At 60.2% G+C, this 22,486-nt stretch carries 22 protein-coding genes; 15 read left to right on the forward strand and 7 right to left on the reverse strand.

What is annotated here, in order from left to right; all coding sequences use genetic code 11:
* Both EYC95_RS07645 and EYC95_RS30510 read left to right on the forward strand, forming a co-directional pair.
* Positions 1-220, forward strand: a 220-nt coding sequence (locus EYC95_RS07645; RefSeq protein ID WP_165557438.1) for an IS3 family transposase, incomplete at its 5' end; no start/stop codon positions are given.
* A 48-nt stretch (positions 221-268) separates the two neighbouring features.
* Entirely contained in the window at positions 269-499 is a 231-nt protein-coding gene (locus EYC95_RS30510; protein WP_256656914.1) for a hypothetical protein, read from the forward strand.
* Positions 500-520: 21 nt separating this feature from the next.
* On the opposite strand, the gene EYC95_RS30515 is transcribed toward EYC95_RS30510, so the two are convergent.
* Complete coding sequence (locus EYC95_RS30515) at positions 521-988, reverse strand: LLM class flavin-dependent oxidoreductase (RefSeq protein WP_256656915.1); 468 nt, start codon at positions 986-988, stop codon at positions 521-523.
* A 273-nt stretch (positions 989-1,261) separates the two neighbouring features.
* Here EYC95_RS30515 and mrdA point away from each other — a divergent pair, with 273 nt between their 5' ends.
* The 5 genes from mrdA to EYC95_RS07675 all read left to right on the forward strand — a co-directional run bounded on the left by mrdA (position 1,262) and on the right by EYC95_RS07675 (position 8,979).
* Positions 1,262-3,154: a penicillin-binding protein 2 gene (gene mrdA, locus EYC95_RS07655; protein ID WP_131059809.1), complete on the forward strand. Its 1,893-nt coding sequence runs from the start codon at positions 1,262-1,264 to the stop codon at positions 3,152-3,154.
* A 249-nt stretch (positions 3,155-3,403) separates the two neighbouring features.
* Entirely contained in the window at positions 3,404-5,308 is a 1,905-nt protein-coding gene (locus EYC95_RS07660) for a sigma-54-dependent Fis family transcriptional regulator (protein WP_131059810.1), read from the forward strand.
* Positions 5,308-7,026, forward strand: a complete 1,719-nt coding sequence (locus tag EYC95_RS07665) for an ABC transporter ATP-binding protein (protein ID WP_131059811.1) — start codon at positions 5,308-5,310, stop codon at positions 7,024-7,026. The genes EYC95_RS07660 and EYC95_RS07665 overlap by 1 nt, the downstream gene beginning before the upstream one ends.
* Positions 7,016-7,693: a S8 family serine peptidase gene (locus EYC95_RS07670; protein WP_131059812.1), complete on the forward strand. Its 678-nt coding sequence runs from the start codon at positions 7,016-7,018 to the stop codon at positions 7,691-7,693. The genes EYC95_RS07665 and EYC95_RS07670 overlap by 11 nt, the downstream gene beginning before the upstream one ends.
* Positions 7,690-8,979: an FAD-dependent monooxygenase gene (locus tag EYC95_RS07675; protein WP_131059813.1), complete on the forward strand. Its 1,290-nt coding sequence runs from the start codon at positions 7,690-7,692 to the stop codon at positions 8,977-8,979. Before EYC95_RS07670 ends, EYC95_RS07675 begins: the two co-directional genes overlap by 4 nt.
* A gap of 113 nt (positions 8,980-9,092) precedes the next feature.
* On the opposite strand, the gene EYC95_RS07680 is transcribed toward EYC95_RS07675, so the two are convergent.
* On the reverse strand, positions 9,093-10,583 hold the full coding sequence (locus EYC95_RS07680) for an aldehyde dehydrogenase (protein WP_131059814.1): 1,491 nt from the start codon (positions 10,581-10,583) through the stop codon (positions 9,093-9,095).
* Positions 10,584-10,869: 286 nt separating this feature from the next.
* Here EYC95_RS07680 and EYC95_RS07685 point away from each other — a divergent pair, with 286 nt between their 5' ends.
* Positions 10,870-11,124: a DUF1652 domain-containing protein gene (locus tag EYC95_RS07685; RefSeq protein ID WP_131059815.1), complete on the forward strand. Its 255-nt coding sequence runs from the start codon at positions 10,870-10,872 to the stop codon at positions 11,122-11,124.
* A 49-nt stretch (positions 11,125-11,173) separates the two neighbouring features.
* On the opposite strand, the gene EYC95_RS07690 is transcribed toward EYC95_RS07685, so the two are convergent.
* The gene (locus tag EYC95_RS07690) at positions 11,174-11,530 is read right to left on the reverse strand and encodes a hypothetical protein (RefSeq protein ID WP_131059816.1); all 357 of its coding nucleotides are present in this window, start codon (positions 11,528-11,530) and stop codon (positions 11,174-11,176) included.
* A 345-nt stretch (positions 11,531-11,875) separates the two neighbouring features.
* Here EYC95_RS07690 and peaA point away from each other — a divergent pair, with 345 nt between their 5' ends.
* The 4 genes from peaA to peaD all read left to right on the forward strand — a co-directional run bounded on the left by peaA (position 11,876) and on the right by peaD (position 16,447).
* The gene (gene peaA, locus EYC95_RS07695) at positions 11,876-13,456 is read left to right on the forward strand and encodes a quinohemoprotein amine dehydrogenase subunit alpha (RefSeq protein ID WP_131059817.1); all 1,581 of its coding nucleotides are present in this window, start codon (positions 11,876-11,878) and stop codon (positions 13,454-13,456) included.
* Positions 13,457-13,549: 93 nt separating this feature from the next.
* Positions 13,550-14,980, forward strand: a complete 1,431-nt coding sequence (gene peaB / locus EYC95_RS07700) for a quinohemoprotein amine dehydrogenase maturation protein (RefSeq protein WP_131059818.1) — start codon at positions 13,550-13,552, stop codon at positions 14,978-14,980.
* Position 14,981: 1 nt separating this feature from the next.
* Positions 14,982-15,305 carry a quinohemoprotein amine dehydrogenase subunit gamma gene (gene qhpC, locus EYC95_RS07705; protein WP_008027961.1) on the forward strand — a complete coding sequence of 108 codons (324 nt, stop codon included), beginning with the start codon at positions 14,982-14,984 and terminating at the stop codon, positions 15,303-15,305.
* A 23-nt stretch (positions 15,306-15,328) separates the two neighbouring features.
* Entirely contained in the window at positions 15,329-16,447 is a 1,119-nt protein-coding gene (peaD, locus tag EYC95_RS07710; protein ID WP_131059819.1) for a quinohemoprotein amine dehydrogenase subunit beta, read from the forward strand.
* A 149-nt stretch (positions 16,448-16,596) separates the two neighbouring features.
* Here peaD and EYC95_RS07715 read toward each other — a convergent pair whose 3' ends face one another.
* On the reverse strand, positions 16,597-16,998 hold the full coding sequence (locus tag EYC95_RS07715; protein ID WP_131059820.1) for a lysozyme inhibitor LprI family protein: 402 nt from the start codon (positions 16,996-16,998) through the stop codon (positions 16,597-16,599).
* Between the two features lie 274 nt (positions 16,999-17,272).
* Here EYC95_RS07715 and EYC95_RS07720 point away from each other — a divergent pair, with 274 nt between their 5' ends.
* Together EYC95_RS07720 and EYC95_RS07725 are read left to right on the forward strand one after the other, a co-directional pair.
* Positions 17,273-17,761, forward strand: coding sequence for an SRPBCC family protein (locus EYC95_RS07720; RefSeq protein WP_131059821.1), 489 nt, complete (start codon positions 17,273-17,275; stop codon positions 17,759-17,761).
* Positions 17,762-17,768: 7 nt separating this feature from the next.
* Positions 17,769-18,569, forward strand: coding sequence for an aminoglycoside phosphotransferase family protein (locus EYC95_RS07725; RefSeq protein WP_131059822.1), 801 nt, complete (start codon positions 17,769-17,771; stop codon positions 18,567-18,569).
* Positions 18,570-19,235: 666 nt separating this feature from the next.
* Here the strand turns inward: EYC95_RS07725 and inhA are convergent.
* Positions 19,236-19,913 carry an isonitrile hydratase gene (inhA, locus tag EYC95_RS07730; protein ID WP_131059823.1) on the reverse strand — a complete coding sequence of 226 codons (678 nt, stop codon included), beginning with the start codon at positions 19,911-19,913 and terminating at the stop codon, positions 19,236-19,238.
* Between the two features lie 88 nt (positions 19,914-20,001).
* Between inhA and EYC95_RS07735 the strand changes: the two genes are divergently transcribed.
* A complete protein-coding gene (locus EYC95_RS07735) occupies positions 20,002-20,985 on the forward strand; it encodes a GlxA family transcriptional regulator (protein WP_131059824.1) in 984 nt (327 codons plus the stop codon).
* Here EYC95_RS07735 and EYC95_RS07740 read toward each other — a convergent pair.
* Together EYC95_RS07740 and EYC95_RS07745 are read right to left on the reverse strand one after the other, a co-directional pair.
* Entirely contained in the window at positions 20,954-21,856 is a 903-nt protein-coding gene (locus EYC95_RS07740; protein ID WP_131059825.1) for an alpha/beta fold hydrolase, read from the reverse strand. The genes EYC95_RS07735 and EYC95_RS07740 overlap by 32 nt on opposite strands.
* A gap of 48 nt (positions 21,857-21,904) precedes the next feature.
* Entirely contained in the window at positions 21,905-22,294 is a 390-nt protein-coding gene (locus EYC95_RS07745; protein WP_131059826.1) for a hypothetical protein, read from the reverse strand.
* Positions 22,295-22,486: the final 192 nt, after the last annotated feature.

Genomic DNA, 22,486 nt, shown 5'->3' on the forward strand with positions numbered 1-22,486 from the left:
CAACTCAGTGATGGAGCGCTTCTTCCTGAGCTTGAAAATGGAGCGGGTATGGCGGCGCGATTACGCCAACCACGCCGAAGCGATACGTGACATTACTGAATACATCGTTGGGTTTTACAACAACGAGCGGCTGCACTCGAAACTCGGGTATCTGCCACCGACCGTTTACGAACGGGAGATGGCGTCGAAATCACCTATCGAGGTGTCCGGAATTAGTTGACCACGACACACGTCGCAACGGTGCATGAGGGTTGGCGGATAGATCCAGGTGAACGAAGCTGATGTAGGGTTTATCGCCTCCGACTTCCTGCCACAGTCCCGCTCGGTGCCGATGCTCATCCGGAGTACCCGGATCGGCGAGCCAGCCATCCATGTGTTGGCCAATCCAGGCCGGGGATTGTTGACCAAGACCCGCAACCAGCAAGGGCACCGGCTCATCTCGCTCCGGCAACAGACGAGCACCTTCGGGCAAGCGGCCTTCACCTTGGATGCGCAATAGCTCAACCGTGTCGCGAAAGATCTACCCGCGCTGATCGTAGTCCACCCCAAACAGCGGATACTCCATCGGACGGTCACCACTGGCGACCCCAAGGAGCAGACGTCCGTCACTCAATTCATCGACACTGGTGGCGGCCTTGAGCGTTAGCCAAGGCTGACGCAACGGCAGCACAACCGCCGCCGTACCCAGCATGGTGTTCTCGGTAATCCCGGCCAAATACCCAAGGTAGGAAAAGGTTTCAAAGGCCTGGGCGGCATCGCCAAAGTTGGGTTCATAAACCGGTACATCACGTACCCAAAGTGCTCGATAACCGGCGTTGTCAGCCAATCGTGCCATCGCCGCGTGCTGCTTCAAATCGTGGACACCGAAAGGCCGCTCCTCCTCAATCCGTAGCCGCTGTCCATCGCTGGACCAGTCGTTATCCAGCAGCAGTTCCAGTCCGATGGAAAACCCATTCGAGCCGAGTAATCGTTGAAATCGTGGATGCATGAAAAGACTCCAAAACAACAAAATGGAATGACATGCACCCAGTATCTATAGGCCCATCTGCAAGAGAAATGCATGAATCGGAATCTCAATCTTGAGCAAAACGCACGACTCAGACAAAGAGCCGATTGTCGTTCTGGCCCTCAAGGACAACCGTTCGAGAAAATCGCGGTAAAGTGACCGCACGGTTTTTGGTATGGTGCAGCTCGTTTTTTACGGACTGATTTCAAGCCTACGGATCGGCACCCCCTTTTTAGTCAAAGAGCTGCTGCAGAAATGCCCGAACCGATACCCATCAAGGATCACGAAAAAGAGACGCGCCTGGTCAACAAGCGGCTGACTGCCTGCGCCTTGTTCGTCGCCGCCATTTCCTGCGCACTCATGGTGCGCATGTATGTGTTGCAAGTGGTCGAATTCGACTATCACTCGACCATCTCCGAAAACAACCGCGTACATGTCCTGCCTATCACCCCCACGAGAGGGCTGATCTACGACCGCAACGGTGTCGTCCTCGCAGACAACCGCCCCAGCTTCAACCTGACCATCACCCGTGAACGCGCCTCTGACGTCAAAGAAGAACTCGATGAGGTGGTCAACCTCCTGCACTTGCCCGCCGAGGACCGGACACTGTTCGACAAGGCAATGAAGCAGACGCGCCACCCGTTTGTGCCGGTCACCCTGTTCTACGAGCTCAGTGAGCAGCAAATCGCGGTACTCGCGGTCAACGAGTTCCGTCTACCTGGGATCGATGTCGAGCCCCAATTCGTCCGCCATTACCCAATGGGCGCACACTTCGCACACTCGATCGGGTACGTCGGTCGTATCAACGAAAAAGAATCCAAAGTCCTCGATACGGTGGAGTACCGCGGCACCCAATCCATCGGCAAGACCGGCATCGAAAAATTCTACGAGTCCGAATTGCACGGTCAAGTGGGTTACGAAGAAGTCGAAACCAATGCTCAGGGACGCGTACTGCGAGTGCTCAAGCACACCGATCCGGTCCCCGGAAAAAACATTGTCCTGGGCCTGGACGTCAAACTTCAGGAAGCGGCCGAGGAAGCCTTGGGCGATCGTCGTGGTTCAGTAGTGGCTCTAGACCCCTCGACCGGCGAAGTCCTGGCTATGGTCAGCAAGCCCAGCTTCGACCCGAACCTGTTTGTCACAGGCATCAGCTTCAAGGAATACGCGGCGCTGCACGACTCCATCGATCGGCCGCTGTTCAACCGCGTCCTGAGGGGCCTCTACGCACCGGGTTCGACCATCAAGCCCGAGGTGGCCATTGCCGGCCTCGATGCTGGCGTCGTCACCCCTCAGACCCGCGTCTTCGACCCGGGTTACTACCAACTCCCGGACTTCGATCACAAATACCGTAACTGGAACCACAGCGGCGACGGTTGGGTAGACATGGACGCGGCGATCATGCGCTCCAACGACACTTACTTCTATGACCTGGCGCACAAGCTGGGTATTGATCGCCTGCATGACTACATGGCGATGTTCGGCCTCGGCGAGAAGGTCTCGCTGGACATGTTCGAGGAGTCTGCCGGGCTAATGCCATCCCAAGCCTGGAAGCGTGCCACGCGCCGTCAGGCATGGTTCCCGGGCGAGACGGTGATCCTCGGCATTGGCCAGGGTTACATGCAGGTCACGCCGTTACAGCTGGCCCAGGCTACCGCGCTGATCGCCAACAAAGGTGTGTGGAACCGACCGCACCTGGCCAAGACTGTGGACGGCGTAGCGCCCGTGGACGAACACCCCATGCCGAACATCCTGCTCAAGGACCCGCGTGACTGGGAGCAGGTCAACCATGGCATGCAAATGGTGATGCACGACGCCCGCGGGATTGCCCGGGCGGCCGCGCAGGGCGCTCAGTACCGCATCGCCGGCAAGAGTGGTACCGCGCAAGTGGTCGCGATCAAGCAGGGCGAACGCTACAATCGGGCGAAAACCCTGGAGCGCAACCGCGACAATGCCTTGTTCGTCGGTTTCGCCCCGGCCGAGCATCCGAAGATCGTCATCTCGGTGATGATCGAAAACGGTGAGGCCGGTGGTCGCGTTGCCGGCCCGGTCGTGCGGCAGATCATGGACGCCTGGTTACTCGATCAGGACGGCCATCTCAAGCCGCAATACGCCACGCCGAGCAAAGCACCGGGCGACCCTCACGTCTAAGCACTCAAGGATTGATGGTGTCGGGTAAATCGCGAGCAGGCTCGCGCCCTCAACCAAAGAATCGAACCACAAAGTTGTGCACGACGTTGAACCTCTGGGAGCGAGCCTGCTCGCGATGAACGATAACGCGGTCCCCCAGATGAAGCACAAACGCCGTAAGACACTTGCCATCGCCCTGACGTTAACGTAAAGATTGCGCCAGGGCGCTGAATTAAAAAAAGCGCAAAGCGGACCGATCCGGAGCGCTTGATGACGCTAATAAAAACAACTCCTCCCAAGCTGCACCGCGAAGCCCGGCTGGCCCGGGAAAAGCTCCACCTTGAGGGCGAAGTCCCCGATGGTGTGCTGCGGGCAGAAATCGATGCGTCGTGGCGGCGCAGTCTCAGCCATGGCGTGCATTTCAATGCCAAGCACGAACTGACGCTGGAATCGAGCGCGGGTCTGGACGTGCTGTTGGCGAGCAATCGCCTGCTGATCGATGCCGCATTGCCGGCGATCGATTACCTGGCCGAACGCCAAGGCACGGAAGGCCTGATTATCCTGGCCAATTCCGACGCCACCATTCTTGCCGTCGAAGGTCGGGCTGACCGCCTCAAGGGCAGCGGCCTGCAAGACATCACTCTCGGCGCCTGCTGGAGCGAAGCCGCACGTGGCACCAACGCACTGGGCACCGCGCTGGTGGAAGCCCGGCCAACGATGATCGATTGCGGCGAACATTACCTCGACCGTCTCAGCGATTTCTCCTGCACGTCGGTGCCGATCCATTGCCCTCAAGGCGACATCCTCGGCGTCCTCGACTTGACCCGCGAAGGCCCGCTCGGCCGCGTTCATGACAGCACCGCGTTGCTGGCCATGGCCGTCAGTCAGATCGAAAGCCGCGTGTTCAACGCCAGTTATCCGGACGAAATCGTCCTCGCCTTCCACAGCCGTCGGCAATACCTCGAATCCCCTTGGCAGGGCCTGTTGGCAGTGAGCCTCGGCGGACAGATTCTCGCGGTCAGCGCCCAGGCCTGTCAGTTGCTGCGTGCCGAGCGCTCGGTGTTGGTCGGTCGTCGTTGCGAAGAGTTTCTGGGTGTCGATGGCCTGCAACTGCTGTCGCGTCTGCATCAGGGAGGGGTTGGCAGTTTGCAGACCGCCAAAGGCGAATTCTTCTACAAAACCCTGCGTGCGCCACAACGTTCGATCAATGTCAGTACGCCGCCGCGCAGCCCGGCAAAAACCGCCAAACCGCAACCGGATCTCGAATCCCTGGCTGGCAGCAACGTTCGTTATGCCCGGGCCTTGCGCATGGCCCGCCAAGGGCTGGCCAATGAATTGCCGGTGTTGCTGCTCGGTGAAACCGGCACCGGTAAAGAAGTCATCGCCCGTGCCCTGCACATGGCCGGCACCCGCTGCGACAAACCCTTCGTCGCGGTGAACTGCGCGGCGATCCCCGAAGGCCTGATCGAGTCGGAACTGTTCGGCTACCGCGAAGGCGCCTTCACCGGCTCACGTCGTGGCGGCATGATCGGGCGACTGCAACAGGCCCACGGCGGCACGTTGTTCCTTGATGAAATCGGCGACATGCCGCTGGCCTTGCAAGCCCGTCTGCTGCGGGTGTTGCAGGACCGTAAAGTGGCACCGCTCGGTGCCGGCGAGGAACAAGACATCGACGTCGCGCTGATCTGCGCCACCCATCGGGACCTCAAGCGCCTGGTGGAAGAAAAGCACTTCCGTGAAGACCTGTTCTACCGGGTCAACGGCATCAGCGTGATGCTCCCGGCCCTGCGCGAGCGTGACGATTTCAGTGGCCTGGTCGGCCGACTGCTGACCAGGCTCGATGCACCGACCGTCGTCTTGCACGACGATCTGAGCCGTTTGCTCGACGGCTACCATTGGCCGGGCAACATCCGCCAACTGGAAATGGTCTTGCGCACCGCGTTGGCCATGCGTGAACCCGGGGACACGGTGCTCACCCTCGATCACTTGCCCGACAGCATGCTCGACGAACTGACCGCCACTGAACGCCCGGCGTCGGGCAGCATTCGCGAAAACGAACTGGAGCTGATTCGCCAGTCCCTGGACAGCCATCAGGGCAACGTCTCGGCCGCCGCCGACGCCTTGGGCATCAGCCGCGCGACCCTGTATCGCAAGCTCAAACAGTTGCGCTCGTGATGCAGCGCTTGATCGTTCGGCTGATCGACAGCCAGAACCCTGAAGCCCTGCAAGCGGCGTTGCGTTGGCTTTACAGCTTTGTGCGGCCCCATCGATTGGCGATTGCCGGGCTGCTCGGTCTGTCGGTCTGCGCCTCGTCGCTGGTGCTGGTGCAACCGTGGCTGACCAAGCTGCTGATCGACGATGGCTTGCTGGCGAAAAACTTTCCGATGCTGGTGTTGATTGCCGGGTTGATGATTCTCGCTGGGCTGCTCGGCACGGCGCTGTCGGGGATCAATCGCTACCTGCACACGCGATTGTCCGGGCGGATTCTGTTCTCGCTGCGTGACGACCTTTATCGACATTTGCAAACCCTGTCGCCGAGTTTCTACGGGCAGCGGCGCATCGGTGACTTGATGTCGCGCCTCGATGGCGACGTCGCGGAGATCCAGCGCTTCGCTGTGGATTCGCTGTTCTCGGCGGTATCAAGCATCATTGGCCTGGTGGTTGCGGTGGCGATGCTGCTGACCCTGTCGTGGAAACTTTCGTTGCTGGCGCTGGTGCTGATTCCCCTCGATGTGTTGTGGCTGCGCTGGATGCGGCGCAAGGTCGAGCGCGATGTGCGGCAGTTGCGCGAGCGTTCGGCGGACATGTCTTCGTTCATGGTCGAAACCTTGCCGGTGATGAAATTCATCCAGTCTGCCGGCCAGCAACAACGTGAATCGCGACGGCTGGAGACGCTCGGTCAAGGCTACATGAGCCAGTTGCTGCGCCTGCAAGTCACCGAGTTTTTCACCCAGGCGGTGCCCGGCACGCTGACGTCGTTGTCCCGGGCCTGCGCGTTTTTGATTGGCGGGTATTGGGTGGTGCAGGGGACCTGGCAACTGGGCGCGCTGATCGCGTTTTCCACTTACCTGGGGATGGCGGTCGGGCCGGTTCAGAGCTTGCTCGGGCTCTATGTCGCGATTCAACGAATGACCGTCAGCCTGGGACGGGTGATGGAGTTGCGCGGTGAAGAACCGACTGTTCTCACGCCGGTTGCACCCAAACCGATGCCGACGTCCGGCGAACTGCGTTTCGACGATGTGCACTTCAGCCATCCCGGTCGCCCGACGACCTTGCGCGGCATCGAAGCGCGAATTCCCTATGGCTTGAAAGTTGCTCTGAGCGGCGGCTCCGGGGTCGGTAAATCGACCCTGATCGACCTGCTGCAACGGCATCATGATCCGCAGTCCGGCCGTGTGTTGCTGGGTGAGGTCGACCTTCGGGAGCTGGACCTGTTCCAGCTGCGTCGACGGATAGCCGTGGTCAGTCAGGACATCGTGCTGTTTCGCGGCAGCCTCGCTGATAACCTCGCGTACGCAGTGCCGGACGCCAGCCGCGAAGCGATTGCCGAAGTCGCACGGCTGGCGCAACTCGACAGCCTGATCGAGTCGTTGCCCGAAGGTCTCGACAGCCCGTTGGGCGAGCGCGGCCAGCAACTCTCCGGCGGGCAGAAACAGCGCATCGCCATCGCCCGCGCGTTGTTGCAGGACCCGCTGATTCTGGTGCTGGACGAAGCCACTTCGGCGGTGGATGAAGCCACCGAGCGCGAAGTGATTGAGGCCATCGACCGACTGTTTGCCGGGCGTACGCGGATCCTGATCAGCCATCGTCCTTCCACGCTGGCCGATGCAGATCTGCGCTTTGAATTGCTCGACGGCGTGCTCACTTCAAAAACGGTGCTGCATGAAGCCTGAGTTGCGCATTGGTGTGGTCGACAGCGGACATTCGGCGGCGCAACGGGTGCAGGTGATCGCGGGGCGGCGCTTTTCGCTGCTGGAGGATGGCCTGGCCGAAAGCGACTTGCGCGATGACCCGCTCGGTCATGGCAGTGCGGTGATCGAGGCCATCGGACGACGGGCGCCTGCGGCGGTGTTTTGCGTGGGGCAGGTGTTTGATCAGCGCGGCGTCACCAGCGCCTTACAGATCGCCACCGCCATCGACTGGCTGGTGGCGCAGGACGTTCGGTTGATCAATTTGAGCCTTGGATTACGACAGGATCGAAGCCTATTGCGCGAAGCCTGCGCGGCAGCGGTGGCGCGGGGCATTTTGCTGTGTGCGTCCAGCCCGGCGCAGGGCGAGGGCGTGTTTCCGGCGAATTATCCTCAGGTGCTGCGAGTCACTGGCGATGCCCGTTGCGCCGAGCATGAATGGTCGTGGCTCAACAGTGCCCAGGCCGATTTCGCGGCGTGCGTGCATGGGACTTATCCGGGGCAGTCTGGTGCAAGCCTTGGGTGTGCGGCGTTGAGCGGGCACATTGCGAGTTTCCTCGTCGCACATCCTGACGCATGCAACGAATACGTCATCGAATGGCTGCGCGAGCACGCCCGTTATCGCGGCCCTGAACGGCGTTTCGGCCGATGATTCTGATTCTTGGCGCCGGTCCCGCCGGGGCGGCGGTCGCCCTGGGTTTGCGACGGCTCGGCTATGCGGTGACCCTGGTCAGCGAGTGGCGCCGGTTTGCGGCACTGGAAGGCGTTTCCGTGCGGGTGCTGGAGGCTTTGCGCGGTGCGGGCCTGCAACGGGCACTGGCGGATGCGGCGTTGCCTTCCCAGCGTCAGGTGTCGTGGAACGGTCAGCTACATGCGCAAAACATCGAATTTCTTTTGGACCGTCCGAGCTTCGACCGAGGCTTGCGCGAGGACCTGCGACTGGCCGGTGTCGAGCTGATCGAAGGTCGGGTGCTGAGCGTCCAGCCATCCGCTTCGGGGTGCCGGGTCGAGATTGAAGGGCGCGAGGCGCTGAACGCGGATTTCCTGGTGGAAGCCCGCGGACGTCAGGCACCCGCGCTTGGCAAAGGTCTGCGCGGGCCGGAGACGGTCAGCCTGCTCAATCGCTGGCAAGGCACGCCGGGCAGCACGGCCAGCGCGGTGGAAAGCCTTGAGGACGGCTGGGCCTGGATGGCGCGGCGAGCCGACGGTCAGTGTTATTGGCAATGGACGGTCGACGTGGCCAGTGCCGAGTTGCCGGGCAAGGCGAAGTTGCTGGATTACTGTCGCGGGCGACGTCAGGGCTCGGCATTGGCGCGTGAGTTTTTCGGTGCCGGGGCTGAGATCGATCTTCAGCTGCATGCGCGCAGCAGCACGGCGATTCTGTGTCCGCAGGTGTGCGGCGATCACTGGATTCGGGTCGGTGATGCCGCGATGTCGGTGGATCCGCTGTCGGGCAATGGCATCTTTCAGTCCTTGTCTTCAGCGTTACAGGCGCCCACGGTGATCAACACGTTGTTGTGTAAACCGGAACGCGCGGCGCTGGCCCAGCGCTTTCATCAGCAGCGGGTGGAGCAGCTGTTTTTGCGCTTTGCGCGGATCGGTCGGGATTTTTATGCCGATGAGCAGCGGTGGCTCGACCAGCCGTTCTGGCAGGCGCGGCGGCGCTGGCCGGATGCTGAGGTCGCCCATGCCGAGGCGGATTTTTCCTCGTTGAGAATCGAGCGAGCGCCCGTGCTGAAGGATGGTTTTGTGGATGAAGCCGAGGTGGTGATCACGGCGGACCAGCCGTTGGGGATCTGGCATGTGCAAGGGGTTGAGCTGGTGCCGTTGGTGCGGCGGTTGCGGACTGAGTCGGCCGAGCAGGCGTTGGGTGGGTTGACGGTGGAGCAGGGGCGGGTGGTTCGGGGTTGGTTGTTGGCCCAGGGGTTCAAACCTTGAATGTTTGGTGACTGGTCTGGCCTCTTCGCGAGCAAGCCTCGCTCCTACAGGGTTACGCAGCCCTTTGTAGGAGCGAGGCTTGCCCGCGAAGGCGGTCTGAAGAACGCAGAAGATCAGAGCTTGATCAACACCGACTTCAACTCCGTGTAATGCTCAATCGCCGCATACCCCATCTCACGCCCAACCCCGGACATCTTGTACCCGCCAAACGGCAGCGCCGGGTCCAGGGCGCTGTGGCAATTGACCCACACCGAGCCTGACTTGATCCGCGGAATCATCCGATGCACCGCCGCCAGATCGTTCGACCAGATACTCGCGCCCAGCCCATAAGGACTGTCATTGGCCATGCGCAACGCATCGGCTTCATCATCAAATGGAATTGCCACCAGCACCGGGCCGAAGATCTCTTCCTGCACCAGCGAGTGCTTCTGATCGACATCGACAATCACTGTCGGTTTGACGAAGAACCCCGGCCCGAACTGCTCGCCGCCGCAGGCGATGGTCGCGCCACTTTCCCGACCCTTTTCGATGTACCCATACACCCGTTCCTGCTGCCGCGCCGAGATCAGCGGCCCCATCTCGACACTCGGGTCCAGCCCGTTACCGAGCTTCATGGCGTTGGCAATGTCGGCGATGTCCGCCACCACATTGTCGAAATGCTTGCGCTGCACATACAGCCTGGAACCTGCGCAGCACACTTGGCCCTGATTGAAGAAAATCGCGCTGGCGGCACCGGTCGCGGCGGTTTTCATGTCGGCATCGGCCATGACGATGGTCGGCGATTTACCGCCCAGTTCCAGGGTGACCCGGGTCATGGACTCCATGGCGATCTTGCCGATCTGCTTACCCACGGCGGTGGAACCGGTGAAGGTCAGCTTGTCCACCAGCGGATTGTGGGTCAGCGCCGAGCCGGCGGTGATGCCGGTGCCGGTGACCACGTTGAACACGCCCTCGGGATAACCGGCTTCCAGCACCAGTTTGGCGAGTTTCAGTGCAGTCAGCGGGGTTTCGTCGGCGGGCTTGAGCACCACGGTGCAACCGGTGGCCAAGGCCGGGCCGAGTTTCCAGCAGGCCAGCAGCAGCGGGAAGTTCCAGGCGACGATGGCACCCACTACGCCAACCGCTTCGCGGCGGATGAAGCTGTGGAACTGATCGTTGGGCATCAGCGGCAACGACACTTCAACGCTGGAACCCTCGATCTTGGTCGCCCAGCCCGCCATGTAGCGCAGAAAATCGATGGACAGCTGCACGTCCATCACCTGGGCCACCGCCGCGCTTTTGCCGTTGTTCAGGCATTCCAGTTGCGCCAGCAGTTCGGCGTCGCGTTCCATCAGATCGGCGAGTTTCCACAACAGGTTCTGCCGCTCCCGTGGGCGAGTGCGGGTCCAGGCCGAATCATCGAAGGCCTGACGAGCGGCGAGCACGGCGCGGTCGACATCCTCGGGCGTGGCCATCGGAACGACGCACAGCACTTCACCGGTGGCCGGGTTGTGCAGGGGCATGGTCTGGCCATCGGCGGCCTCGACCCAGGCACCGCCGATGAGCATGCGCGGGGCGCGCTGAATGAAGGCGGAAGTGGCGGGTAGCAAGTAAGGGAGGGGCATTTGGCGAGACCTCTTGTTGTTCGTGAAAACGTGGCTTTCTTAACGGCTCGCAATGGCTGTGCCAAGTCCCTGCAAAGGCAGGAACACCCTTGGCCGGCGGGGTTTTTGGACGCTTAAGGGCATCGTGGACGTTGTGCGGCTGTTGCAAATTGCGACAAGCATGAGACGACGAGCGACCCGCTTGCGGCCTTGAGGCACTCAGTGTTCAGGACTAGAATTTTCAGGCTCGGTGGGTGATATGAAGGAGCAATTACCCGGCCACACATCTGGCGTGAGGGAGGTAACGATGTTCCTTTCAACCCTGGAAATTCAAAACATCATTGAACACAGCATGCTGCCCGCCGTCTGCACATGCAGCATGGAGGCAGACCAGTCCATGACGATCCGGGTCTGTGATTGCATGACTGGCAAAGTGGAACTGGTGGCGACTCATGTTCCGCTATGGGAACTGGACAGCCCCCATGCGATCGCCTCGCTGGTGGCGGACATGCGGCTGGAAATCGAAGCGCACAAAGGCATTCAGCCGACGTCCTTTAGCTGAAGTGGCGACACGCCGCACCACAGAGGTGGTGCGGCGAGCCGCCGACGTTTCACGCGGGTATTTTCCGCAAAATCTCTTCGAACGTGGCGCCATCTACGGCAGCCAACAGCTTTTTGTCATCTTTGAGCGTCGCCAGAAAGGTCACTTCGGTTTCCTTGCCGGCCATCATGAACCCGGCAATCGCGCCGATAGGGCCCAACAGCATCGCGCCCGCCACGCCGAAGCCGATGGCGTCCTTGATGTGGTTGATCGATTCCTCGTTGGCGACTTCCACGCACTTGAACGATGAGAGCGGGAGGGTGATGCCGGGCCACGGGTGAAGCGACGTTCTAAGGGTAAAAACGCCGTCTCGGTACTCTCCATCACCCTGCAGAAAGTCCCCCGCCAGGACAGTGATGCTTGCCATTTTGTCAGCTCCTGACTAGCAATCGGTGAACAACCATTTCGCACCCGCCTGCAACGGCCGTCAATCGTGGGGCGATGAACTGTCCCGGGCGGGGCATCTATGCTTGTCTCAGGTTGCAACACCTGTCGCGATATTAGACGCAGGTGAACTCGCCCAGACGCGATTCAAAGGCTTTGTCTTTGCGTAACTGCTTGATAAGAAAGGCTATACGCAAGCTGGCACGCTCCGTGTATTGCTCATCGCAGACGTTTCTCTTGCCTCCGTCAGCGGTGCGCCGCCGACGGCAGAAACCATAAAAACGATAAGCCACAAAAATAAGAAAGCACCGTGCGAGGTTCGACGTTGATGAAGAGAAGACTCCGATCAGGCCTGAGCGCCAGCCTGCTGGCCGTGGCCGCGTGTGTGGCGCTGCATTCGCCTGACAGCCTGGCAGCCCGCGCCGCCCAGACCATCCTCAAGGAAACCTGCCAGGGCTGTCACACCCCCGAAGCCGACAATGCCTTGAGCCGCATCAGCCACCAGCGCAAAACCCCGGAAGGCTGGCTGATGAGCATCGCCCGGATGCAGACCATGCACGGTTTGCAGATCAGCGATGACGACCGCCGCACCCTGGTCAAATACCTGGCCGATACCCAGGGCCTGGCGCCGAGCGAGACCGATGGCGTGCGTTATGCGCTGGAGCGTCGACTTAATACCGTCGAGAAGTTCGACGACCAGACCAGCCAGATGTGCGGCCGCTGCCACTCCGGTGCGCGGGTCGCCCTGCAACGGCGTCCGGCGCAGGAATGGGAACGTCTGGTGAACTTCCACCTCGGCCAATGGCCGTCCCTGGAATACCAGGCCCTGTCTCGCGACCGTGACTGGTTCGACTTGGCTCGAAAAGACACGGTGCCGCTGTTGGCCAAGCGTTATCCGCTGGACAACCCGGCCTGGAAAAAATGGCTGAGCACAGCACCGAAAGCCGAGGCGCTGGTGGGCGACTGGAGCTTCAGCGGCCACTTGCCGGGTAAAGGCGAACTGGCCGGGGTGATGAGCGTCACGGCCGATGGCAGCGACACTTTCAAGGTCAGCGTCAAAGGCCAATACGCCGACGGCAGCCCGTTCAACGGCGATGGCAGCGCGATTCTCTACACCGGCTACGAATGGCGCGGCAACGTGATCATCGACGGCGTGACCATGCGCCAGGTGTTCGCCGCTCAAGGCAACGCGATGCGGGGCCGGATGTTCGAGGCCGAGCATGACGAGCGCGGGCTGGACTTCGTCGCCGCCAAACAGGGCAGCAGTCGTTTGCTGGCGGTTCAACCGGGTTACCTGAAGGCTGGCGTCGAGACTGAAATCACCCTGATCGGCAGCGGTCTCACCGGCAAACCGAATTTCGGCAAAGGCGTGGAAGTGGTCGAAGTGCTGGAGCAAAGTCCTGAGCGTCTGCGCGTCAAACTCAAGGCCGCTGCTAACGCCCAACCGGGCCTTCGCAATGTCACTGTCGGCACGCTGAAAGGCCCGACCCTTTCGGTCTACAGCAAAATCGCCGAGGTCAAAGTGGTGCCCGAGTTCTCGGTGGCCCGCGTCGGTGACGGCGGTGGTTCGACGCCGAAAGTCCAGGGCCGTTTCGACGCTGAAGCCTGGGGCAAGGGCGCTGATGGCAAGCCGTATCGCATCGGCGTGTTCCCGGCGCAGTGGTCGGTCGAAGCCTTCGACGATCGCGCCAAGGAAGACGAAGACGTCAAGTTCGCCGGCACCATGCAGGCCGACAGCGGCGTGTTCACACCGGGCGATGCCGGGCCGAACCCGCAACGCAAGATGTCCACCAACAATGCCGGTAACCTGAAGGTGATCGCCGCGGTCGACGACGCAGGGAAATCCCTGACCGGCGAAGGCCACATGATCGTCACCGTGCAACGCTGGAACAATCCACCCATTCCATGAGCTTGAAAACGTGAGCTGGCTGACTTAACGGTTTCAGACACTTTTTGGAATGACCGCAGACCCCGTCAAAAGGGTTTTGCACAGGAGGTTGCAATGGGCGCTATTTTGAATCTGGTCGAGCGGAACCTGCACGAAGTGCACGTCGATGCCGACCGCATGCTGTTTCACATTCCCAGCAGTTCGCTGTTCGCCAGCGATGAGCTGACGGGCACCATCATCGATACGTTGCGCGGTCCCGGCTGTTCGTCGGACGACCTGATCCAGCGGTTGGCTTCGCGGTTCAACGGCGAGGAAATCACTGAGACCCTGCGGGAGCTGATGTCCCTGGAACTGGTCAGCGACGGCTCGCCGCTGACCCCAGACATCGGCACCAAACGGGTCGAGCGCACTGCGATCAACACCGTGGTGCTCAACGTCAACACCGGCTGCAATCTGAGCTGCACCTACTGCTACAAGGAAGACCTCGACAAGCCGTCGGCCGGCAAGAAAATGGACGTCGAAACGGCGGTCGCGTCGGTGGAAATGCTGCTGCGCGAATCGCCCGACGAAGAGCGTTTCACCGTGGTGTTTTTCGGTGGCGAGCCGCTGAGTAATCGCAAGCTGATCGAGTACATGGTCGACTATTGCGAGAAGCGTTTTCGCGAGGCCGGCAAGTTCGTCGAGTTCGTCATGACCACCAACGCCACGCTGCTCACCGAAGAGACCGTGGACTATTTGAATGCCCACCGTTTCGGGCTCTCGGTGAGTATCGACGGGCCGAAAACCGTGCACGACCGCAACCGCATCACCGTGGGCGGGCAGGGCACGTATGACGTGGTGCGGCGCAAGGCCGAGATGTTGCTGTCGCGCTACAACAGCCGTCCGGTGGGCGCTCGGGTCACGCTGACCACCGGCGTCACCGATGTCGAAACCATCTGGGATCACTTGTTCAACGAACTGGGTTTTGCCGAAGTCGGTTTTGCCCCGGTGACCTCTGGCGACATCAGCACTTTCAACCTGTCGAGCGACGAGCTGATCGAAGTCTTCGCCAACATGAAGAAGCTCGGTCGGCGTTATCTGGAGGCGGCGCTGGAACACCGAAATATCGGTTTCTCCAACCTGCACCAGTTGATCACCGATATTCACGAAGGCCACAAAAAAGCCCTGCCATGCGGCGCGGGCCTGAAGATGCTGGCGGTGGATCACAAGGGCGAACTGAACCTGTGCCATCGCTTTACCGGTTCGAGTCTGCCGACCTTCGGCAACGTGCACAGCGGTGTGAAACAGGTCGAGTTGAACGACTTCCTGTCCCAGCGCCTGGACCGCACCAACACCGGTTGCGAAGACTGCCAGATCCGCAATCTCTGCTCCGGCGGCTGCTACCACGAGAGCTACGCCCGTTACGGCGACCCTACTCACCCGACCTATCACTACTGCGAACTGATGCGTGACTGGGTCGACTTCGGCATCGAGGTCTACACCCGGATCATGGCCCACAACCCTGCGTTTATCAGCAGCTACATCACTCCGCGCAAGGCTCACTGATATGAAACATCTGAAGGCAATCAATAACAAAGCGTTGAAACTCGATGAGGCCGCGGCCGAAAACCGTATCGAAGAAGTGGTGGCGATGAGCTCTGTCGCGGGCTGCGCCTCGACCACCGACCCGGGTTGGGAAATTGATGCGTTTGGTGGTGTGTCGTCGCTGTGCCAGCCGATGGAAGCCGACCTTTATGGCTGCTCCGATCCGTGCTGGTGGCCGGCCCAGGTGCCCGACATGATGAGCACCTACCCGGACTGGAACAAGGATGCCCAGGCGTCCAACGACAACTGGCGCAACCTCGGGACTGTCTTTCCAAAAGACAAGTGATCGGATTTCAGAAGGATTCCAGCATGCACAGCATCAAAGCCTGCGGCCTGGCCGCGTTTGCCGTCCTGAGCGTCTGTTCGCTCACTGTTCTGGCCGATGAAAACACTGCATTGCAAGAGGGTCACGAGTACATGGTGACCACCAATTACCCGAACAACCTGCACGTCATCGACCTGGCCACCGACACGGTGCTCAAGACCTGCAAGATGCCGGACGCCTTCGGCCCCGGTACCGTGCAGCTGTCGCCGGATCGCAAGACTGCTTACGTACTGAACAACCACTACGCCGATGTCTATGGCGTCGAACTCGACAGCTGCAAACAGGTATTCCACGCCAGCATCACCCAGAAACCGGGGGAAAAAGCGAAGTCGATGTTCGCCTTCACCCTCAGCCACGATGGCAAGGAACTGTTCGCCATCGCCAACCCGACATTGATGCTCAACGACCGTTACGAAGTGCAGCAACCCCGGCTCGATGTGTACGCCACCGACGCCGGCCTGGACGCCAAACCCGTGCGCAGTTTCCCGGCGCCACGGCAGCTGACGATCATGCAAAGCGGTGACGACGGTACGTTGTACGTGGCGGGGGCGGATGTATACAAGGTCGACGTGAAGACCGGCAAGTTCGATGTACTGATCCCCAGTCGTCACTGGAAACGGGCGAACTACAGTGCGCCGGACGTGCTTTACGTGTGGAACCAGCAGACCTATCGCCATGATTTCTCGCTGCTCTACACCACGGCGAAATTCAAGGACAAGAAACAGGACCCTGTCACCGCTGAATACCTCTACGGGCTGTTCAGCATCGACCTGAAAACCGGCAAGACCGAAACCACCGACTTCGGCCCGCTGACGGAAATCTACTTCAGCGGCATGCGCTCGCCCAAGGATCCGAACCTGATGTTTGGCGTGCTGAACCGCTTGGCCAAGTACGACATCAAGGAGAAGAAAATGCTGCATGCGGCGACGCTGGATCATTCCTACTACTGCATTTCCTTCAACAAGGACGGCAGCAAGATCTATCTGGCGGGGACGTTTAATGATGTGGCGATCTTTGATCCCGAAAGCATGAAGCAGATCGGCAACATCAAATTGCCGGGTGGGGATATGGCGATCACGACTGCGCAGATATTTGTCCGGTAAAGGGTGGCGTCTGACCTGACGCCTTCGCGGGCAAGTCGGATCGCCGCCCGCTCGCTCCTACAGGTCGAAGTCGTACCCAATGGTGCGATCACTCCGAACCTGTAGGAGCGAGGCTTGCCCGCGAAGAGGCCCTCACAGGCACCGAATCATCAAACCCTAGGCACCGGGCAACCCATATCCCCTTCCTGACACTTCAAATAATTCTTGAATGTCTCCACCCGCGCCTTGGTCAATTCAGTCACGCAGTTGCTGTAGATCAGCGGATACACACTCCCGCCTTCCACCGCAGACGCCGAAAACTTGCACTCGGCATCCCGAAACGCAATCCACGAACGCTGCGCCCCCAACAGCAACTTTTTACTGTCCGGATTGCTCTTCAAACGGTTGGTGATCTGCTGGTAAAGCGCATTCAATTCCTTATCCGCAGCCTTGTGCTGCTGCGCCGCACACTGGTTCATCGTGGCCTGGTCAGTGGCGTTGTCGCAGTCGTCCGCGTGAACAACGGTGGTGAACAGCAAAGGCGTCAGCGCCAGAAGGAAGTGTGGGTGCATAGTGATTCTCGCTGTGATGGGTAAAAGTTGAGATGCAGTGTATCGAAGAGGGTGGTCAATCAATTACGAAGTCAGGCGCAACCTCTTTAGCCACAGGGCTTGTCTGTGTCGACGGTCCGCCCCTTTTTACCAGGCATTCGTCTGCGAACCAGAACTTACCACTGCAAATGCAGCCGAATATTTCAGACATGCTTGATTACAACGCCCCATTGATACAACTTTAGGGTTGGTCTTGTGGTCTTACAGGCCTACTGTTCAGTACAGGAGGTGACTTATGAATCCAGCATCAGATCGCATCGAAAGGAAAATCCTGCTCAAATCACCGCGCTCGCACGTTTGGCGCGTGCTGGCCAATGCCGAAGCCTTCGGGCAGTGGTTTGGCGTGGCGCTGGAGGGTAAGCGCTTTGTCGCCGGTGAATGGACGCAAGGGCAGATTACCTACCCGGGTTATGAGCACTTGCTGTGGAACGTGCTGGTGGAGCGGGTCGAGCCAGAGCGGGTATTTTCGTTTCGCTGGCACCCGTATGCGATTGAGCCCGAAATCGATTACTCCCAGGAACCCACCACTCTGGTTAAATTCGAGCTCGAAGACATGGATGAAGGCACCTTGTTGAAGGTCACTGAGTCCGGTTTCGATCACATCCCGCAAACCCGCAGGCTCAAGGCGTTCCGCATGGACAGCCGTGGCTGGGATGAGCAGATGAGCAATATCGAAGAGTTTCTGAAAACCAGCGCCAGGGCTCACGAGCGCCAGGAAGAGTAAAGGCTGGATGTTTGAACCTTGGTTGAAGCGCTGGGCCCTGGTGCCGGACGGTGAACCCATCATTACGCCCGGCAGTCGTTTGCTGCCGGTACGGATGGGTGATTCGCCGGCCATGTTGAAGATTGCCGTCGATGCCGAGGAAAAGTTCGGCAATCTGCTGATGACCTGGTGGGACGGCGAGGGCGCTGCGCGGGTTTACGCTCATCATGGCGATGCGTTAGTGCTGGAACGTGCCGAGGGCGAGCGATCGCTGATGCACATGGCGCTCAACGGCCAGGATGACGAAGCCAGCCGGATTCTGTGTGCGGCGCTGGCTCGGCTGCACGCTCCGCGTCCCTCTTTGCCACCACCGCTGGTTCCTTTGTCATCATGGTTCGCTTCGTTGCGCCTGACGGCCGAACAGCAAGGCGGCACGTATTTACTCAGCCTGAAAACCGCCGAAGCGTTGCTCGCCGAGCCGCAGGATGTGGTGGTTTTGCACGGCGATATGCATCACGACAATGTTCTGGATTTCGGTTCGCGAGGCTGGCTGGCCATCGATCCCAAGCGGGTGATCGGCGAGCGCGGATTCGACTACGCCAACCTGATCTGCAATCCCGAATTGCCGACGGCGACTGATCCGCAGCGATTGCGCAGGCAAATCGAGGTAGTGGCGCAAGCCGCGGAGCTTGAACGTAGGCGGCTTCTGCAATGGGTGTTGGCGTTTGCCGGTTTGTCGGCGGCATGGTTTCTTGAGGATAACGATGACGTAGCTGCACGAGGTCAGCTGCAGGCCGCTGAACTCGCGGCTTCCCTGCTGGTTGCCTGACACGTCTAAGGGTTTTCGGAAGGGCGGGTATAGCGAATGTCTTACGCGCGATGGTAACTATGTCGTCTATTGCACATTGGATCCGAAGCGTAATCTAGCCTCATCAACTGAAGCACAGGAAGCGCTTCAGGATCACGGACGATCGACCATTAGCAAGGATTCGCTGCCGACAGGGAGTCGACATGGTCTTGGGAAAACCCGCTTCGGCGGGTTTTTTTTCGTCTGCTGAAACTGCGATCCCATGTATCAGCTGCCGAAGGCTCGGGCCGCGTTCGGACGAAGCAGTCGCAGGATCAGACCCTGCGACCTTTCAGGTACACCGAGTTCGCAGGGTTTACGAGTGCTGTAGGAGCGAGGCTTGCCCGCGAAGAACGATGACGCGGTCTTCCTCTTAGACCGCAGCGCCTGGTTCGCGGGCAAGCCTCGCTCCTACGCTGTCCGTGTACGTTTTTGGTTCTTATGGTCAAAGGCTTACACCGCTTAACGGGTATGTCGTCTTTTGATGCTTCACCGATTCGCTTATTCTGGATCCATCAACTGAAGCGCAGGGAGTGCTCAGGGTCAAGGATGATCGGCCATTGGCCAGGACGGCTGTCGACAGGATCTCGAAAATGGTCTTGAAAAACCCGCTTAGGCGGGTTTTTTTTCGCCTGTCGAAAAGTGCACCTACTGCCTGGCCGCCGCCCGTTCAGTGATCTGCGTGCGTTGTTGCAGCGATGGCGCCGCACGCCGATGAGCTTCTGCCAATACGTTCTGCGGTGCTGTTTCAGGGCTGCCTGCCTCGAACGGCGGCGCCGGGGCGTATTCCAGCTGCAACTGCACCAGCTTAGCCGTGTCCTTATCGAATAACTCAGCGGCCAAGGTCAGGGCAAAATCGATCCCCGCAGTAATCCCGCCACCGGTCAGCAGATTGCCATCGCGCACCACCCGATCCTTCACCGGGATCGCCCCCAACGGTGCCAGCAATTCGTGATAAGCCCAGTGAGTGGTCGCGCGTTTGCCCTTCAGCAGACCGGCCGCGCCGAGCACCAGCGCCCCGGTGCACACCGACGTGACATAACGCGCGTCGGCAGCCTGAGCCTTGATGAAAGCTAATGTTTCTTCATCCTCCATCAACGGCCCGACACCGCTGCCACCGGGAATGCAGATCACGTCCAGTGCCGGGCAATCGTCGAAGGTGGTGGTCGGCTTCAGCACCAGCCCGGTGCTTGAGGTGACCGGCACCAGGTCCTTCCAGATCAAATGCACCTTCACGTCCGGCAACGAGGCCAGCACGTCGTAAGGGCCGGTGAGGTCCAGTTGTTGAACCTGTGGAAACAACAGAAAACCGATCTGCAACGTCATGGTGTTTTTCTCATGAAGTGGGTGGACGACTTCACTTTAGGCTCGTAGGATCTGGCGTATACGCCAATCACCCCACGAATTACGCCAAATGTCTAAAACCATCCATGTGCTCGCGTTCGCCAACGTGCAATTGCTCGACGTCACCGGGCCGTTGCAGGTGTTCGCCTCGGCCAACGACATCGCCCGCCAACAAGGTTTACCGCCGCCCTATGCGCCGACGGTGATTGCCGGCGGTGGCGGGGCGGTGATGTCGTCGGCGGGGCTGGCGCTGTTGGCCGAACCGTTGCCGGAACAAGGCAGCGACACCTTGATCATTGCCGGTGGCTGGGGTGTTTACGCGGCGGCGCAAGACCAGCCGCTGGTGGCCTGGGTGCGTGAGCATGCGACGGCATGTCGGCGGGTGGCATCGGTGTGCACCGGGGCATTTTTACTGGCGGCCAGTGGTTGGCTCGATGGTCGGCGGGTGGTGACTCACTGGACCCGTTGCGAGCAATTGGCGCAGCAACATCCCCGATTGCGGGTCGAGCCCAATCCGATCTTTATCAACGACGGTCCGGTCTGGACCTCGGCCGGCGTCACGGCCGGCATCGACCTTTCGCTGGCGATGGTCGAAGAGGACCTCGGGCGCAAGATGGCCCTGGAAGTCGCCCGGCAACTGGTGGTGTTCCTCAAACGCCCGGGCGGTCAGTCGCAGTTCAGCGTGACCTTGTCTTTGCAAAAGGAAGGCAGCCGGTTCGATGACCTTCACGCCTGGATCAGCGAACATCTCACCATGGACCTTGGCATTCCGACCCTCGCCTTGCAGGCCGGCATGAGCGAGCGCAGCTTCGTTCGCCATTACCGCGCCGACACCGGCCAGACCCCGGCCCGGGCCATTGAACTGATCCGGGTCGAGACGGCGCGACGCTTGCTCAGTGATACCGGGCTGCCGATCAAACGGGTGGCGGTGCAGTGCGGGTTCGGCAGTGAAGAGACGCTTCGACGCAATTTTCTGCGGGCCATGGGCGTGACGCCACAAGCGTATCGCGAGCGATTTTCTGTCAGCGCTGAAGCAGATCCAGTAACGCCTTGAGTGTGGCTTCGGGCGCTTCTTCGGGAATGTTATGACCGACGCCTGCCAGCACTCGGCGCTCATAAACTCCGGTGAAATGCTCGATGTCCTCGTCTATCTCCTCTGCCGGTCCGACACCATCGTCGGCCCCACATAGGGAAATCGTCGGCACGCTGATCGGTGGCTGTCGGGTCAGCGCTTCTTCCATCCACTCCAGCGCGGGATCGCCGGGCGTATACATGAATCGGTGACGGTAGGAGTGAATCACCACATCGACGAAATCCGGATTGTCGAAGGCCGGCGAACTCAGCGGGTAGCGCTCAGGGCCATTGGCCCAGGTCGGTGACCACAGCTTCCAGAGTAATTCGCACAAATCCTGGCGATTTTTCGTCAGTCCTTCGACCCCGCGCGGGGTGTGAAAGTAATACTGATACCAGAGGCGATGCTCGGTTTCCGGGTCCCGCGGCCGAGTGGAGAGGGGAATGTCCTGAAGGTTGTAGCCGTCGCCAGTCACCAGGCAACGAACCCGCTCCGGCCAAAGCGCCGCCACGATGCACGCCGCCCGACCACCCCAATCGTAGCCGCAGAGGGCGGCTTGCGGGATGGCGAGCGCGTCAATCAAATCCAGCAGATCCTGGGCTAGGGCGGCTTGCTGGCCGGAGCGCAGGGTATCGGGGCTGTTGAAACGGGTCGCACCGTAGCCGCGCAGGTACGGGACGATAACGCGGTAGCCCTGAGAGGCGAGGGCCGGAGCGATTTCGTCGTAGGCACGTGGGGAGTAGGGGAAGCCGTGGAGGAGGATGACCGGGTCGCCGGAGGTTGGACCGTGTTCTTCGTAGGCGACCGTCAAGCCTGGGGTCTTGGTGTATTGGATCAACGTTTCATTGTTCATCGGACACTCCCAGCGGTGTGTTTTTGAAACGGATGCAAATCGGCGGTCTCAGGCTTCCACTTCCGCCACCTGATTGAAATACTTCGACCGATCCGGCGTAAACGTCACCACCATCCTGGTCCGCGAACACGTCAGGGCCCGCTCTTCATCCAGATCAACATCCAGATCCTCTCCACGCAAGCCTTGCCATTGGGCGAGGTATTTGAGGGATCCGTATTTTTCGAGTTTCTTCAGGCTGCGGCTGACACCACCTTTCCAGCCCAATACGGGGAGTTCGCCGGCAAGGCTGCGTCGGGCGAGTTCGGGGAAGCGGGCGGCGCGTTGGCGGCCGATTTCCCAGCATTTGATCAGGCCCTTGTCCTGGGCTTCCCACAATTCATTACGGTTCAGGCCTGAACGCAGTGGTGAGTCGATGTGGCGGTGGATACGCTGGCTCATTCTGGTTCCTTGAAATCGGGTTTTATTGGGCAGCTCCGCTGCACCCGTTGAGCGTGGATGTTAGGGGTGGATGTAACGGCTGGCAACAAGGTATTTCCGGGTGTAGGAACCCGGTGTTGCTTGGGTAAACAGCAGGTTCTGTTTAGATTTGTCGGCGTTAGGCCTATTCACGCTTGTGGCGAGGTGTGTTTT

It is taken from the genome of Pseudomonas sp. BGI-2 (assembly GCF_004310295.1).
GTDB lineage: Bacteria > Pseudomonadota > Gammaproteobacteria > Pseudomonadales > Pseudomonadaceae > Aquipseudomonas.

Bases quoted from the DNA above. Each gene is read 5' to 3' on its own strand.
- EYC95_RS07745 (WP_131059826.1), bottom strand. From the start codon at position 22,294: ATGAGCCAGCGTATCCACCGCCACATCGACTCACCACTGCGTTCAGGC.
- EYC95_RS07670 (WP_131059812.1), top strand. From the start codon at position 7,016: ATGAAGCCTGAGTTGCGCATTGGTGTGGTCGACAGCGGACATTCGGCG.
- EYC95_RS07720 (WP_131059821.1), top strand. From the start codon at position 17,273: ATGAATCCAGCATCAGATCGCATCGAAAGGAAAATCCTGCTCAAATCA.
- EYC95_RS07725 (WP_131059822.1), top strand. From the start codon at position 17,769: ATGTTTGAACCTTGGTTGAAGCGCTGGGCCCTGGTGCCGGACGGTGAA.
- mrdA (WP_131059809.1), top strand. From the start codon at position 1,262: ATGCCCGAACCGATACCCATCAAGGATCACGAAAAAGAGACGCGCCTG.
- EYC95_RS07665 (WP_131059811.1), top strand. From the start codon at position 5,308: ATGCAGCGCTTGATCGTTCGGCTGATCGACAGCCAGAACCCTGAAGCC.
- peaA (WP_131059817.1), top strand. From the start codon at position 11,876: ATGAAGAGAAGACTCCGATCAGGCCTGAGCGCCAGCCTGCTGGCCGTG.
- peaB (WP_131059818.1), top strand. From the start codon at position 13,550: ATGGGCGCTATTTTGAATCTGGTCGAGCGGAACCTGCACGAAGTGCAC.
- EYC95_RS30515 (WP_256656915.1), bottom strand. From the start codon at position 988: ATGCATCCACGATTTCAACGATTACTCGGCTCGAATGGGTTTTCCATC.
- qhpC (WP_008027961.1), top strand. From the start codon at position 14,982: ATGAAACATCTGAAGGCAATCAATAACAAAGCGTTGAAACTCGATGAG.
- EYC95_RS07740 (WP_131059825.1), bottom strand. From the start codon at position 21,856: ATGAACAATGAAACGTTGATCCAATACACCAAGACCCCAGGCTTGACG.
- EYC95_RS07675 (WP_131059813.1), top strand. From the start codon at position 7,690: ATGATTCTGATTCTTGGCGCCGGTCCCGCCGGGGCGGCGGTCGCCCTG.
- EYC95_RS07660 (WP_131059810.1), top strand. From the start codon at position 3,404: ATGACGCTAATAAAAACAACTCCTCCCAAGCTGCACCGCGAAGCCCGG.
- EYC95_RS07680 (WP_131059814.1), bottom strand. From the start codon at position 10,583: ATGCCCCTCCCTTACTTGCTACCCGCCACTTCCGCCTTCATTCAGCGC.
- inhA (WP_131059823.1), bottom strand. From the start codon at position 19,913: ATGACGTTGCAGATCGGTTTTCTGTTGTTTCCACAGGTTCAACAACTG.
- EYC95_RS07715 (WP_131059820.1), bottom strand. From the start codon at position 16,998: ATGCACCCACACTTCCTTCTGGCGCTGACGCCTTTGCTGTTCACCACC.
- EYC95_RS07690 (WP_131059816.1), bottom strand. From the start codon at position 11,530: ATGGCAAGCATCACTGTCCTGGCGGGGGACTTTCTGCAGGGTGATGGA.
- peaD (WP_131059819.1), top strand. From the start codon at position 15,329: ATGCACAGCATCAAAGCCTGCGGCCTGGCCGCGTTTGCCGTCCTGAGC.
- EYC95_RS07735 (WP_131059824.1), top strand. From the start codon at position 20,002: ATGTCTAAAACCATCCATGTGCTCGCGTTCGCCAACGTGCAATTGCTC.
- EYC95_RS07685 (WP_131059815.1), top strand. From the start codon at position 10,870: ATGTTCCTTTCAACCCTGGAAATTCAAAACATCATTGAACACAGCATG.